Genomic DNA, 13,015 nt, shown 5'->3' on the forward strand with positions numbered 1-13,015 from the left:
ACTCAACCGCGCGAGATCACATCACCGCGCCGAGTTGCCAGGGCAGAAACTCGTTGTCACCCAGCCCGTTGTCTTCGCTCTTCGTCGCCTGCCCCGAAGCGGTCGCGATCATCAGTTCGAACAACGCCTGCCCCGCTGCAGCAATGCTCTGCCGCCCTTCCACGATCCCGCCGGCGTCGAAATCCATGTCCAGGCTCATGCGCTCGAACATCGGCGTGTTCGTCGCGAGCTTGAGCGAAGGCGTGGGCTTGCAGCCGTAGGTCGATCCGCGCCCCGTGGTGAAGCAGATCAGGTTCGCGCCGCCCGCGACCTGGCCGGTGGCAGACACAGGGTCGTAGCCGGGCGTGTCCATGAAGACCAGCCCGTGCGTGCGCACCGGCTCCGCGTATTCGAGGACGTCCATCAGCCCGGTCGAGCCGGCCTTGGCTACCGCGCCGAGCGACTTCTCCAGGATGGTCGTGATGCCGCCGGCCTTGTTGCCCGGCGACGGGTTGTTGTTCAGGTCGCCACCGTGCATTTCGGCATAGCCTTCCCACCATTTCAGCCGCGCCATCAGCTTGTCGGCGATGGCTTGCGATGCGGCACGGTGCGTGAGCAGATGTTCGGCGCCGTAGATTTCCGGCGTCTCCGAGAGGATGGCGGTGCCACCGTGGCGCACCAGCAGATCGACGGCCGCGCCCAGCGCCGGATTCGCGCTGATGCCCGAATAGCCATCCGATCCGCCGCACTGCAATCCGACAGCAAGATGCGTCAGCGGCACCGGCTCGCGCTTCACCCGATTCGCCTGCATCAGCATGTCTTCGAGCAGCGCCTTGCCGGCCGCGATGGTCTCGCGGGTGCCGCCTTCGTCCTGAATGGTGAGCGTGGCGAACATGCCGGGCTCGCGGGCGGTCAGCACTTCGACCAATGGCGCGATCTGGTTGACCTCGCAGCCGAGGCCGATGACGAGCACGCCGGCGAAATTCGGGTGGTTCGCATAGCCGCGCAGTGTGCGTTGCAACAACTCCAGCCCTTCGCCATTGCCGCCCATGCCGCAGCCGCTGCCGTGCGTGATCGCGACCACGCCGTCGACGTTCGGGTACGCATCGAGCGCACCGCCCTTGAAGGCGTCGGCGATGTGGCGGCAGACCGTGGCCGAGCAGTTGACGCTCGCGATCACGCCCAGGTAGTTGCGGGTCGCGACGCGGCCGTCTGCGCGCACGATGCCGTCGAATGTGAGCACTTCGGCGTCTTCGACCGTCGCCCGATAAGCCGCGCCGACCGCATGCGTGTGGATCGATTCCGACATGCCGACGTTGTGCACGTGCACGTGGTCGCCGACGGCGATGTCGGCTGTCGCGACGCCGATGTTCTGCCCGTACTTCACGACCGACTGCCCCGCCGCGATAGCCGCCAGCGCGACCTTGTGGCCGGACGGGATCGGCTGCCGCACGACCAGATCGTGCCGGCCGACCGACAGCGCCGCGCCGGCTTCGAGCGCATGGCGCGCGACGGCGACGTTGTCGGTTTCGCCGAGCCGGATGGCGGACGGAGGCAGCAGGGTTTGGGTGTTCATGGCAATGCAGCGTTCAAGCGGGGCTGGGCCAGGCCGACCAGCTGTTCGCCGGCCATCTCCACGATCGGACCGAAGCGGCGTTGCGTCTTCTGCGCGTGGTTCTGCGCGATGTCGGCGATGCGGTGGTTCAGGAACGGGTTCTCGAAACGCTCGCGCACGTCGACCAGATAAGCCAATGCATCGGGCAGCACGCCGAGCGCCTCGAACACCGGCAGGATTTCTTCCGCCCACAGCGCTTCGAGTTCGGCACGCAGCGCCGGATCGGCCATCGCCTCGCGCACCGTCTCGTCGGCCGGGCGGGCGTCTTTCAGCCAGCGCTCGGCGAGGAAGGTGTGGCCGGCGTTCAGCAGGAACAGCTTGAGCCGCTCGTGCGCCGCGAGATCGTCGGTGAGCACGATGGCCGGATGCTCGCAAGGCAGCACCAGGCGCTCATGGCGCTCGATGGCCCACAGCGCATACGGCTCGGCGACGGCGCCTACCGGCTCGATCGCCTCCGAGACGATACGGTCGACAAGCGAATTCGCCCACACGCAGTGGTCGCGCAGCCAGACGGCAAACGTGTCTTCGAGATTCCATTCGTGCGCCAGCGCGACCACCACGTCGCGCAGCACTTCGCCGTTGCGCTCGATCAGTTCGCATGGGAACAGCGTCAGCGTCGATGCGTGGTCGGCAACCCAGCGGCCGTGCAGCAGCACCAGCAGCTTGGCCGGGAAGCTGGCCGGCGGCGTGTCGCTCGTCAGTGCCGCAACCGAATCGCTCGCGTCGAGCTGATAACCCTTGTCGGCCGTGTTCGAGACGATGACCTGCACATGCTTCGCCACCGCATCGCGCAACGCCGGCCAGGCGGCCGAAGCCTGCACGGCGGCTTTCACCGCGCTGCATTCCAGCGTCTGGTCGACGCGTTCGCCATGCGCGATGCCGCGCACGCGCACCGGATACGCCGCGCCGTTCGCCAGCGCCGCAATGCGCGCCGCGCCGTCGGGCCGATCGGTGGTCTGCACGACGGTGATGCCGCCGAGCGCCTTGCCGGCACCATCGGTGCCGGCCAGCGCCTGCGAGACGAAAAGATCGACGTGCGCCTGCAGGAAGCGGCTGGTGCCGAACTGCAGGATCGGATGGGTCAGTTCTTGGTGCGCGGTCGTCATTCGGTTCAGACCTCGACGATCGCCTTGACCACGCCGCGCGCCGGGTCGAGCAGTTGCGCGAAATCGGTCGGTACGTCGGCGAGCTTCATGCGGTGCGTGTTGAGCGCTGCGGTCGGCACGTCGCCGCGGCTCATGGCAGCCAGCACGGTTTCGAAGTCTTCGGTGGTCGCGTTGCGGCTGCCGATCAGCGTGGTCTCGCGCTTGTGGAATTCGGGGTCGGAGAACGTGATGGTCTGGCGCACGACCGAGATCAGCACGTAGTTGCCGCCGTGGGCCACGAAGCCGAAACCGCGCTCGATGGCCTTCGAGTTGCCGGTGGCGTCGAACACCTGGTCGAAGAATTCGCCATCGGTGATTTCGGAGAGCTTGGCTTCGTCGCCATCGCCCAGCGCCACGGTATGCGCGACGCCGAGTTCGCGCTGGCAGAAGTCCAGGCGATCCTGCCGGCCGTCGAGCGCGGTGACGGTCGCGCCGCGCAGGCGGGCGAAGATCATCGCGGCCATGCCGATCGGGCCGGCGCCGACCACCAGCACGCGCTGGCCCGGCTTCACGTCGCCGCGGCGCACGCCGTGCGCGCCGATGGCAAGGAATTCCACCATCGCCGCCTGATCGAGCGACACGCCTTCGGCCTTGTGTACGAAAGCTTCGGGCAGCGAGAGGTATTCGGTGAAGGCGCCGTCGCGATGCACGCCCAGCACCTGGATGTTCACGCAGCAGTTGGTCTTGCCCTGGCGGCAGGCGATGCATTTGCCGCAAGACAGATACGGCATTACATAGCAGACGTCGCCCGCCTGCAGACGGCCGCCCGGCACGCCCTCCTCGATCACGCCGGAGAGCTCGTGGCCCATCACGCGCGGGTACTGCAGGAAGGGCTGGTTGCCGGTGAAGATGTGCAGGTCGGTGCCGCAGACGCCGACGCGCTTCACGCGCAGCAGCACTTCGCCGTCGCCGCGCGCGGGGCGGTCGCGTTGCTCGGCGCGCAGGGTGCCAGGGGTTTCACAGATGACGGTCAGCATGGTGGGTCCGGGGGAAAAGTGGGTGGTGTGGGTCGGTGCGCGCCGGTGGCTCAGTTGCCGCCGTGGTACTTGGTGTAGATCGCCTTGAGCTTGCCGTTCTCGGTGTTCTTGGCGACCCAGTCGTTGAGCCAGGCCTTGAGCTGCGGCTCTTCCTTGCGCAGGCCGATGCCGAGCGGAACGGTCGACATCGTGAATTTGGTGACGAGGTCCTTCTTCGGCGACTTCTGCAGCACCGTGCTCACGATGGCCGGCGAGGTCGCGACGATGTCGGCCTGGCCGCTGACGGCTGCGGTCACGAGCGTGGCGTCGTCGTCGTAGCGGACGATCTGCGCATCCTTGGCGCCGGTCGTCACGACCTTGTCGTTGTTCGAGCCGCGCGTCGTGGCGACGCGCTTGCCCTTCAGGTCGTCGAAGCCCTTGATCTCGACGCCCTTCGGCCCGGCGATCACGGCCAGGATCTGCGCGTACGGTTGCGAGAAGTCGATGACCTTTTCGCGGTCCGGCGTGACCGACAGCGATGCGACCACGATGTCGGCCTTGCCGGTCTGCAGGAACGGAATGCGGTTCGGGCTGGTGGTCTGCACCATCTCCAGCGCGACGCCCAGGTCCTGCGCCAGCAGCGTGGCGGTTTCCACGTCGGAGCCGACCGGCTTCATCACGTCGTTCACGAAGCCGTAGGGCGGCGATCCGGTGTCGAGCGCGATGCGGATCTTCTTGGCGTCGCGGATGTCCTTGAGCAGGTCGGCATGCGCCGAGCCGAGGCCGATGGCCAGAACGGCGGCCGAAGCCAGGATGCCGCGCACGAAGTTGGATGTCTTTGTCATGTCGTTTGTCTCTTTTCGCAGGGATTGAAGAAAAGGTGGCCGGGTCGGATCGGGATCAGAGCCCGTTGCCGACGAAGTCGCGCAGCTCTACCGTCGCCGGCGCGTCGAGGATCGAAGCCGGCCCGGTTTCCCAGACGCGGCCCTTGTGCATGAAGACAATCTCGTCCGCCACTTTGCGGGCGAACGCCATCTCGTGAGTCACCAGGATCATGGTCATGCCGTCGGCAGCCAGGCCCTCCATCACGCGCAGCACCTCGCCGGTGAGCTGCGGATCGAGCGCGGACGTGACTTCGTCGAACAGCATCAGCTGCGGCGACATCGCCAGCGAACGGGCGATGGCCACGCGCTGCTGCTGTCCGCCGGAAAGCTGCGACGGATAGTTATCGGCCTTTTCGGCCAGGCCGACCTGCGCCAGCACTTCCATCGCGCGCTGGCGGGCGTCGGCGCGCTTGGATTTCAGCACCAGGCGCGGCGCCAGCATGATGTTCTCGGCCACCGTGAGATGCGGGAACAGGTTGTAGCTCTGGAACACGATGCCGACATCGCGGCGCAACTTCTGCAGATCGAGGCCGGGGCCGGTCACGTCGTGGCCGCAGACGCGGATGCGGCCTTTTTCGACCTGCTCCAGCCGGTCGATGCAGCGCAGCGCGGTGCTCTTGCCCGATCCGCTGGCGCCGATGATCGCGACGACCGAACCCTTCTTCACGGTGAACGACACGTCCTCCAGCACGCGCACCGTGCCGAAGCACTTGGAGATGTTCTCGATTTCAACGATTGCCGACATTGAAGCTCCTTTCGAGCCGTCGGCTCAGCACCGACAGCGGATAACACAGGGCGAAATACATGGCCGCGACGATCATGAAAATGACGAAGGGCTCGAAGGTGGAGTTGTTGATGATCTGGCCCGCGCGGGCCAGCTCCACGAATCCGATGGCCGAAGCCAGCGAGGTGTTCTTGACGATCTGCACCATGAAGCCGACCGTCGGCGGCGTCGCGATCTTCAGCGCCTGCGGCAGGATCACGTGGATCACGCGCTGGTGCCATGGCAGCGCCAGGCATTCGGCCGCTTCGGCCTGCGTCTTCGGTACCGACTCGATGCAGCCGCGCCAGATCTCGCCCAGATAGGCCGACACGTAGATCGACAGCGCGATCGCCGCAGCCGTGAGCGGCGCGATGTTCAGCCCCAGCGACGGCAGCCCGAAATACGCCAGTGGCAGCAGCACCAGCAGCGGCGTGCCCTGTATCAGCTTGATGTAGAGCGACACCAGCAGCTTCGACCACTTCGGCCCCCAGGTGCTGCCGATGGCGACCGCGCCGCCGAGGATGCCGCCGCCGACGAAGCCCAGCAGCGACAGCACGACCGTCCAGAGCAGCCCGTTGAACAGGTACTGCAGGTGCGCGGTGTTCAGGAATCCGATGCTCATAGCGGCGTCCCCAAGCGACGGCGGCGCGGAAACGCCACCATGCCGACCGCCCAGAACACCGTGCGCATCACCAGCGACATCGCCAGGTACGCCGCAGCGACGATCAGATAGGTCTCGACCGAGCGGAAGGTGTCCGACTGGATGCGGTTGGCGACCGCCGTGAGTTCTTCCGCCGAGATCTGCGAGCAGACCGACGAGGCCAGCATCAGCAGCACGTACTGGCTGGTCAGCGCCGGGAACACGCGCTCGATGGCCGGCGGCAGCACCACGTGGCGCAGCGTCTGCCAGTGCGTGAGGCCCATGCATTCGGCCGCTTCAAGCTGGCTCGGCGGGATCGACTGGATGCCGGCGCGAACGATTTCGGCCGTGTAGGCGCCGACGTTGACCACCAGCGCGATCGTCGCGGCGGTGAACGCGCCGACCTGGAAGCCCATCGACGACATGCCGAAGTACACGATGAACACCTGCACCAGCAGCGGCGTGTTGCGGATCACCTCGATGTAGACGTTGGCAACGCGGGCCAGCCATGCCGCGCGCCCGGTGGTGGCCAGCGCGCACAGCACGCCGACCATGAAGCCGAACACAGTCGACGCGAGCGACAGCGTCAAGGTGGTCCAGGCGCCGGCCAGCAGGTCTGGCCAGTAGGCCAGCGGTGCGGAGAAGTCGAAGGAGTATTTCAAGGCGGGTTGCGTGGTTTCGCTGAGCGGCTTCACGTCGTTTTTGTCTGGTCAGGCCAATTTACCTACGAATCTGAATTGGCCTTACCGGGTTTACCCCGGCAATTGCAATCGAAAGGCCACAGAAAATGGTTTTGGTCTGACCATCTGGTCTGACCAGTCGGACATGCAATTCGCCGCTTTTCTGCCTTTCTGCATTCCTGCATTCCTCTCTCTCAAGCTCCATGACCGAACTCGTCCGCCCGCTCGAAACCCGCCGCCTCTACCAGCAGATCGCGGACAGGGTGCGCGCACTCATCCAGGAGCGCGGCTATCGCGAAGGCAGCCGCCTTCCGCCCGAGCGCGATCTGGCACAGCAGCTCGGCGTGTCGCGGCCATCGCTGCGCGAGGCGCTGATCGCCTTGGAGATGGAAGGCAACGTCGAGATCCGCATGGGTTCCGGCGTCTACGTCTGCCAGCGGACCCTGCGCCGGCCTGCGCTGCCGGTGTCGATGGGCGAGAGCCCGGCCGAACTCATGCAGGCGCGCGGTGCGCTCGAAGGCGCGGTCATCGTGCTGGCCTGCGTGCACGCGACGGCCGAAAGCCTGGCCCGCGTGCACGACAGCGTCGAAGCAATGCGCGCGGACGTCGCCGCCGGCCGCGACGTGATGGCGCACGACCGCGAATTCCACGTCCGCATCGCCGAGATGTCGGGCAACTCGATCCTCGCCAGCCTGGTCGGCACGCTGTTCGACGAGCGCCGCAGCCCGCTGGCCGAACACATGCGCAACCGCCTGGAGAGCAAGCCGACGACGCACGAGGCGCTGGCCGAGCACGAGCAGATCTACCGCTGCCTGGTGCAACGCGATCCGCTGCTGGCGGAGTCGGCGATGCGCTCGCACATTGGCGCGGCGGCGGACCGCTGGGTCACGCCTTGAACGGGATCGTCGCGTTCTTCGACGCCCTGCGCGCCAGTTCCTGGGCCTATCCTGCGCTGGAATCTGTACACATCGTCGGAATCGCGCTGCTGCTGGGGAATCTGGTGGCGCTGGAGATCCGGGTGTTCGGCGGCGAGGCGGCGTTGCCGGTGCAGGCGCTGGCGCGGCTGTCGTTGCGGATCGCTGCCGTCGGTTTCGGGCTGGCCGCCTTCAGCGGGCTGCTGATGTTCGCCACGCAGCCGTCGGAACTGCTGGCGAACCGCAGCTTTCTCGTCAAGATGGGCCTGCTCGCGATGGCCGGCTGCAATGCGGCGTGGTTCCACGGACGCGGATCGCTGCAAAAACTCGACCCGGTCGCGCGGATTCAGATGTTGGTGTCCACTGCGATCTGGCTCGGCGTCGTCGTCTGCGGACGCTGGATCGCCTACTGACGCTTTACCGACAAGGAGCTTTCATCATGTCGTCGCCGATTTCCCGCCGCCACTTGCTCTTCATCGCCGCCCTGCCGTCCGCCGCCTGGGCGCACCACGGCTGGAGCAGCTTCGACCAGGACCGCCCGATCTATCTCGAAGGCAAGGTCGCCAGCAGCAAGTGGCAGAACCCGCATGCCGAGCTGATGCTGGACGTCTCTCCGGGCCTCGCTTTGCCGGCCGGTCTGGCGCAGCGCGCCGTTCCTGCACAAAGCGCCGGCGTCGATGGTCCGGGGTTGCTGGCGAAGGCTGTGATTCCACGCCGCAAGGACAACCGCTGGGAACTGGAACTCGCGCCGCTCACGCGCATGTCGGCATGGCAGGTGCCACAGATCAAGGCCGGCGACAATGTGTCGGCGGTCGGGTTCACGATGAAGGACGAGGCGGGGGAAGCGGTAATGCGCGTGGAGTACCTGTTCGTGGGTGGGAAGGCCTATGGGCTGCGGTCGAGCCCGGTCTGAATCGCGGAAGCTAAGTCATTGATACGTAAAGTTTTTCAATGCAAAATCGCTTTTCTCCAAAATGGATTGAAAAGTGATCGGCTACATCGAAAACTCCGAGAGCCAAAACCGGCAGTACATCGACGCTGAAACTGTTTTCAACGAACGACGTCGCGTCATGAAGGCAGCGGATCAGTTTCGCGGCGGCATGATCTGGCGCGAAGTGTCGGGCGGCCGCTACCTGATCCGCACGTCCTCCAGAAGTGCGCAGACATCGCTCGGTCCGGAGAACGAGAAAACGATGGAAATCCATCGCAGCTTCATGGCGCGGAAGGCCGAAATTGCCGGGCGTCTCGCAACCATCGAAACGGTGTACGACGAACAGCGCCGTCTGAATCGGGCGCTCCGCGTCGGACGGGTTCCGAAGATCGTGGTCGACGTGCTGAACATGCTGGAAAAGTCGGGATTTCAGGAGAACTTCACGGTGGTCGGCACCCACGCGCTCTACGCTTATGAAAGCGCCTGCGGCGTCCGTTTCATGCCTCAGGCCATGGCGACACGCGACATCGATCTACTGTTCGACACACGCAAACACCTCGCCTTTTTCTCGAAGATGAAAGAGTCCGAAGCTTCTTTCATCGGATTGCTCCAGAAGGTCGACAAATCGTTCGTGAGACTCGAAGACCAGAAGGAGACCGCAAGAAATGCGCAGGGTTTCGAGGTGGACGTCATTCGACGGATCGCAAAGGACGGCGATCCGCATCCTTTGCGCATGAACGATGACGAGGGGGATATCTGGGCTGTTCAGGCCTCGACCGGCAACCGCATCCTGGGTTCGCCCCGCTTCGAGCAGATGGTTGTTGCCACCAACGGCGAAATGGCCTCGATGATCACCATGCATCCCATGGATTTCGTGAGCGTCAAACGCACGCTGGCGACCTACGCGAACCGCGATCCGCTCAAGCGTTCCAAGGATGTTCTGCAAGCCGGTCTGGTCGAAGAGCTGGTCCGGGAACGGATGCCGCAGTACCTGTCCTGAGCCTCTCTAAACCTCTTCCCGAACCTCCCGCGCCCGCACCACCCAAACCGTCAGCGCATCCGCCGCCATCGGCCGCGCGAAGTAGAAGCCCTGCAGCTCGTCGCATTTCGCTTTTCGCAGCGTCTCGACTTCCTGCTCCCGCTCCACACCTTCCGCCACCACGCGCATGCCAAGCGTGTGCCCCAGTCCGATGATGGCGCGCGCGATGGCCAGTTCGGTCGGGTCGTCGAGCATCTGGTGGATGAAGGACCGGTCGATCTTCAGTTTGTCGATCGGGAAGCGATTGAGATAGGCCAGACTCGAATAACCGGTGCCGAAATCGTCGATCGACAGCAGCACGCCGAGCGCCTTCAGCGCGTGCAGCTGCGTCAGCGTCTGCGCTGCCGAATCCATCAGCGTCGACTCGGTGAGTTCGATCTCGATGTGCGCCGGATCGACGTTGTTGTCCTGCATGGCGTTGCGCAGCGTGTCGACCAGTCCGCCGTCGCGCAACTGCAGCGCCGACATGTTGATCGACACCGGAATCGCGTCCAGCCCCTGGCGCTTCCAGGCCGCGTGCTGCCCGCAGGCCTGCGCGATGACCCAGGCGCCGATGCGCACGATCTGGCCTGATTCCTCGGCGATCGGAATGAATTCCGCTGGCGACACCGCGCCGAGCTCCTCGTTCGTCCAGCGCAGCAGCGCCTCGACGCCGAGCATCTCTCCGCTGCGCGCATCGATGCGCGGCTGGTAGGCCAGGCTCAATTCGTGCCGGTCGATGGCGTGCCGCAGGCTCGACTCGATCAGCAGCCGCTTCTGCGCCCGCTCGTTCATGTCGGGCGTGAAGAAGCGCGCCATGTCGCGTCCGCCGGCCTTGCTGTGGTACATCGCGACGTCGGCATGCCGCATCAGTTCGTCGATGTCTTCGCCATCTTCCGGGTACATCGCCATGCCCACGCTGCAAGATACATGCAGCTCAGTGCCTTCGATCATGTGGGCACGCCGGATCACCGGCGCCAACCGCTTCTCGACGATGAGCCGGACTTCCGCGCTGTCGGCCACCGCATCGAGCACCACCACGAACTCGTCGCCGCCCAGCCGGCTGACCGTGTCGCCCGGCCGCACCGATTCCAGCAGCCGCCGAGCCACCGACTGCAGCAGCGCATCGCCGACGTGATGGCCGAGCGAGTCGTTGATGTTCTTGAAGCGGTCGAGGTCGATGAAGAGCACGCCGACCCGCTTGCCGCTGCTCCGCGCATCGCCGATGGCCGTGCGCAGTCGTTCGATGCACAACGCCCGGTTGGGCAGTTCGGTGAGCGTGTCGTGCAGCGCCAGGAAACGGATGCGCTCCTCGCTGCGCTTGCGCTCGCTGATGTCGATCGACGTGAAGATGTAGTGCGAAATGCTGTCCGGCCCGTTGCGCACCACGCTCGCCACCAGCCAGGCCGGGTACGTGCTGCCGTTGCGCCGGCGCACGCCGACCTCGCTTTGCCATGCGCCGCGCCGGTTCAGCATCTCCCAGAAGTCGGGCTGGAGCAGCGCGGCGTCGGTCAGGAACGACTCGGGACGCTCGCCGGTGAGTTCGCGCAGGTCGCGGCCGGTGTGGCGGGTCAGGGCGCGGTTCACCGTCACGATGCGGTGCCGGTCGTCGATGATCATGATGCCCTCGGACGATGCCTCGAACACCTTGGCCCAGAGCTCCAGGCGCTGCTCCATCTGCTTCAGATGGTTGATCGGCGTGAAGGCGGTCAGCATCGCGTCCTGTCCCTGGTAGGTCAGGCGCCGGGCCGACAGCACGGCCCACGACGGCTCGCGGCCGCCCTGCCAGCGAACCTCGAACTCGTCCACCGAGCCGAGATCGGCCAGTTCCTGGAAGAAACGCGCGCGCACCGCCGGATCGAGCCCGATCGCCCATGGATCGACCGGCCGCCCCCCAAGCCAGGCCTGCGCCGGCGGATTCGCGTTGAGCACTTCGTGACCGGGAATGGCCGTGACCATCAGCGGGATCGGTATCGCCGCGACCAGATCGCGCTGTGCCTCCGACGCCCGGGCGTTGGCCGCGAGTTCCTGCTGGATGCGGCGCTCGCGGTCGAGCTGCGCCAGCATGTCGTTGAAACCGAGCACCAGGCGACCGATCTCGTCGCCGCTGTTCCAGTGCGCGCGCAGGGTGTGGTCGCCGGTGCGCCGCACGGTATCGACCACGCGCGACAGCCGGCCAAGCGGCACTGCGATCTGGCGGGCGACGAAAAACACGGCCGTGAGGATCAGCAGCAGCAGCGACAGCGCGGTGCCCAGGTGCAGCCACATGCGGGTGAAGAAGCCTTTCTCCCGCACCTTCAGCAGATTGTCGAGCTCGACGCTGGCGCGCGACCAGGCGTGGTCGAGATCGGCGAAGAGCGCCTGCTGCGCGATTCCGAAGGCCGCGAATTCCGGTGTAGCGATGGCGCTGCCGATATGGCCGGTACCGTTGCTGGCTTCGAGCACGGCGCGCGCGGCCTGCCGGAAGCGCGTGATGCCGGCATCGAGACGCAGGCGCGAAGCGTCGAGGCGAGCCTGCAGCGGTCCGCTGGCGGCGGCGAAGGCTTCGCCGTAGTCGCTCTGGATGCCGGCCGCGACGGCGTCGATCCGGCCTTCGAGAATGAAATACTGTGTGCGCGCCTCGGTTGCGGCCAGTCCGGAACCGGCCGGGGTCCGCAACCGCGCATTCATCGCCGAGCCCAGGTCCAGCAGTTCCGGAAACCGCAGCAGCACCAGCGACATCGTGTAGTAGCTGTCGAGGTCCGGATCGAGGATCAGGTTCGACTGGTTGCCCACCCGCGTCACCAGCGCTCGGCCGCTTTCGAGCGCCGCACGGCCGGCTGCAACGCTTTCGGCCGGTGGCGCGCCCTGCGCGCGTGCGAGTGCCTGGCGAAACTGCATGTTTCGCTCGGCGCTCTGCAAGCCGTCGCCGCGCTCCTGCTCCAGCACCTCGATCTGCGCCGCGGAGGCCAGCGAAGCGTCGCGCCAGCCGGCCAGTGCCATCAGCGAAGGCCGCAGCTCGCCGATGTAGGCGGCACCGGCCATTTCCTTGCGGCCGAAGTCGATGGCGATGAACTTTTCGTTGATCAGGATGCTGCTGATGAAGATCACTGCCGTGAGATCGAGCAGATAGATGACCAGCAATTTGCGCCCAACGCTGAGCCTGCCGAGCCGACGGGTAATGAATTGCAGCATGTGGAATAGGTTGTGTCTAAAAGTTAAGCAAGATCGGGTCCAATGGCGGCATGACCCCCATCGAATCCCGCCTCACCGAACTCGAGATCAAGGCCAGCTTCACCGAAGACCTGCTCGACCAGCTGAATCTGGTGATCTACCGGCAGCAGGAGCAGATCGACCGCATGGCACGTCAACTGCACCAGTTACGCCAGCAGATGCCCGAAGCCGGTGGTCCGGCTGCTCATGAGTTGCCACCGCACTACTGAAATCGCATTGCGGGCCGTCTGTTGCATTCCCGCGTTGCGTTTCGTGTCCGAATGTGTCCGGAGTCGAT

At 65.6% G+C, this 13,015-nt stretch carries 13 protein-coding genes; 5 read left to right on the plus strand and 8 right to left on the minus strand.

Annotation, left to right across the window (positions count from 1 at the left end; genetic code table 11):
- Window positions 1-16: 16 nt before the first annotated feature.
- Genes ACSFA3_RS15680 through ACSFA3_RS15710 form a run of 7 tightly spaced genes read right to left on the minus strand, consistent with a single transcriptional unit; the run spans window position 17 to window position 6,644 of the window.
- Window positions 17-1,555: a UxaA family hydrolase gene (locus ACSFA3_RS15680; RefSeq protein WP_435506411.1), complete on the minus strand. Its 1,539-nt coding sequence runs from the start codon at window positions 1,553-1,555 to the stop codon at window positions 17-19.
- A complete protein-coding gene (locus ACSFA3_RS15685; protein ID WP_435506912.1) occupies window positions 1,552-2,679 on the minus strand; it encodes a mannitol dehydrogenase family protein in 1,128 nt (375 codons plus the stop codon). Before ACSFA3_RS15685 ends, ACSFA3_RS15680 begins: the two co-directional genes overlap by 4 nt.
- A gap of 26 nt (window positions 2,680-2,705) precedes the next feature.
- Window positions 2,706-3,716, minus strand: a complete 1,011-nt coding sequence (locus ACSFA3_RS15690) for a zinc-binding alcohol dehydrogenase family protein (RefSeq protein ID WP_435506412.1) — start codon at window positions 3,714-3,716, stop codon at window positions 2,706-2,708.
- A gap of 50 nt (window positions 3,717-3,766) precedes the next feature.
- The gene (locus ACSFA3_RS15695) at window positions 3,767-4,540 is read right to left on the minus strand and encodes a transporter substrate-binding domain-containing protein (protein WP_435506413.1); all 774 of its coding nucleotides are present in this window, start codon (window positions 4,538-4,540) and stop codon (window positions 3,767-3,769) included.
- A 55-nt stretch (window positions 4,541-4,595) separates the two neighbouring features.
- Entirely contained in the window at window positions 4,596-5,324 is a 729-nt protein-coding gene (locus ACSFA3_RS15700) for an amino acid ABC transporter ATP-binding protein (RefSeq protein WP_435506414.1), read from the minus strand.
- On the minus strand, window positions 5,308-5,958 hold the full coding sequence (locus tag ACSFA3_RS15705; protein ID WP_435506913.1) for an amino acid ABC transporter permease: 651 nt from the start codon (window positions 5,956-5,958) through the stop codon (window positions 5,308-5,310). Before ACSFA3_RS15705 ends, ACSFA3_RS15700 begins: the two co-directional genes overlap by 17 nt.
- Before the next feature lie 2 nt (window positions 5,959-5,960).
- Window positions 5,961-6,644 carry an amino acid ABC transporter permease gene (locus ACSFA3_RS15710; RefSeq protein WP_435506914.1) on the minus strand — a complete coding sequence of 228 codons (684 nt, stop codon included), beginning with the start codon at window positions 6,642-6,644 and terminating at the stop codon, window positions 5,961-5,963.
- Between the two features lie 221 nt (window positions 6,645-6,865).
- Here ACSFA3_RS15710 and ACSFA3_RS15715 point away from each other — a divergent pair, with 221 nt between their 5' ends.
- From ACSFA3_RS15715 to ACSFA3_RS15730, 4 genes are all read left to right on the plus strand, one after another.
- A complete protein-coding gene (locus ACSFA3_RS15715; RefSeq protein ID WP_435506415.1) occupies window positions 6,866-7,558 on the plus strand; it encodes a FadR/GntR family transcriptional regulator in 693 nt (230 codons plus the stop codon).
- Window positions 7,555-7,989, plus strand: a complete 435-nt coding sequence (locus ACSFA3_RS15720) for a hypothetical protein (protein ID WP_435506416.1) — start codon at window positions 7,555-7,557, stop codon at window positions 7,987-7,989. Before ACSFA3_RS15715 ends, ACSFA3_RS15720 begins: the two co-directional genes overlap by 4 nt.
- Window positions 7,990-8,015: 26 nt before the next feature.
- Window positions 8,016-8,489, plus strand: coding sequence for a DUF6152 family protein (locus ACSFA3_RS15725; RefSeq protein WP_435506417.1), 474 nt, complete (start codon window positions 8,016-8,018; stop codon window positions 8,487-8,489).
- A gap of 157 nt (window positions 8,490-8,646) precedes the next feature.
- On the plus strand, window positions 8,647-9,507 hold the full coding sequence (locus ACSFA3_RS15730) for a GSU2403 family nucleotidyltransferase fold protein (protein WP_435506418.1): 861 nt from the start codon (window positions 8,647-8,649) through the stop codon (window positions 9,505-9,507).
- Between the two features lie 6 nt (window positions 9,508-9,513).
- Here ACSFA3_RS15730 and ACSFA3_RS15735 read toward each other — a convergent pair whose 3' ends face one another.
- Complete coding sequence (locus tag ACSFA3_RS15735) at window positions 9,514-12,699, minus strand: EAL domain-containing protein (RefSeq protein ID WP_435506419.1); 3,186 nt, start codon at window positions 12,697-12,699, stop codon at window positions 9,514-9,516.
- A 50-nt stretch (window positions 12,700-12,749) separates the two neighbouring features.
- On the opposite strand from ACSFA3_RS15735, the gene ACSFA3_RS15740 reads away from it, so the two are divergent.
- The gene (locus tag ACSFA3_RS15740; RefSeq protein WP_435506420.1) at window positions 12,750-12,947 is read left to right on the plus strand and encodes a SlyX family protein; all 198 of its coding nucleotides are present in this window, start codon (window positions 12,750-12,752) and stop codon (window positions 12,945-12,947) included.
- Window positions 12,948-13,015: the final 68 nt, after the last annotated feature.

This window comes from Variovorax glucosi, assembly GCF_051216695.1.
Classification (GTDB): domain Bacteria; phylum Pseudomonadota; class Gammaproteobacteria; order Burkholderiales; family Burkholderiaceae_C; genus Variovorax.

What these genes read in the sequence shown, in the direction of transcription:
- ACSFA3_RS15680 (WP_435506411.1), bottom strand. Translation starts at nt 1,555, where the DNA reads ATGAACACCCAAACCCTGCTGCCTCCGTCCGCCATCCGGCTCGGCGAA.
- ACSFA3_RS15700 (WP_435506414.1), bottom strand. Translation starts at nt 5,324, where the DNA reads ATGTCGGCAATCGTTGAAATCGAGAACATCTCCAAGTGCTTCGGCACG.
- ACSFA3_RS15740 (WP_435506420.1), top strand. Translation starts at nt 12,750, where the DNA reads ATGACCCCCATCGAATCCCGCCTCACCGAACTCGAGATCAAGGCCAGC.
- ACSFA3_RS15725 (WP_435506417.1), top strand. Translation starts at nt 8,016, where the DNA reads ATGTCGTCGCCGATTTCCCGCCGCCACTTGCTCTTCATCGCCGCCCTG.
- ACSFA3_RS15730 (WP_435506418.1), top strand. Translation starts at nt 8,647, where the DNA reads ATGAAGGCAGCGGATCAGTTTCGCGGCGGCATGATCTGGCGCGAAGTG.
- ACSFA3_RS15735 (WP_435506419.1), bottom strand. Translation starts at nt 12,699, where the DNA reads ATGCTGCAATTCATTACCCGTCGGCTCGGCAGGCTCAGCGTTGGGCGC.
- ACSFA3_RS15695 (WP_435506413.1), bottom strand. Translation starts at nt 4,540, where the DNA reads ATGACAAAGACATCCAACTTCGTGCGCGGCATCCTGGCTTCGGCCGCC.
- ACSFA3_RS15715 (WP_435506415.1), top strand. Translation starts at nt 6,866, where the DNA reads ATGACCGAACTCGTCCGCCCGCTCGAAACCCGCCGCCTCTACCAGCAG.
- ACSFA3_RS15690 (WP_435506412.1), bottom strand. Translation starts at nt 3,716, where the DNA reads ATGCTGACCGTCATCTGTGAAACCCCTGGCACCCTGCGCGCCGAGCAA.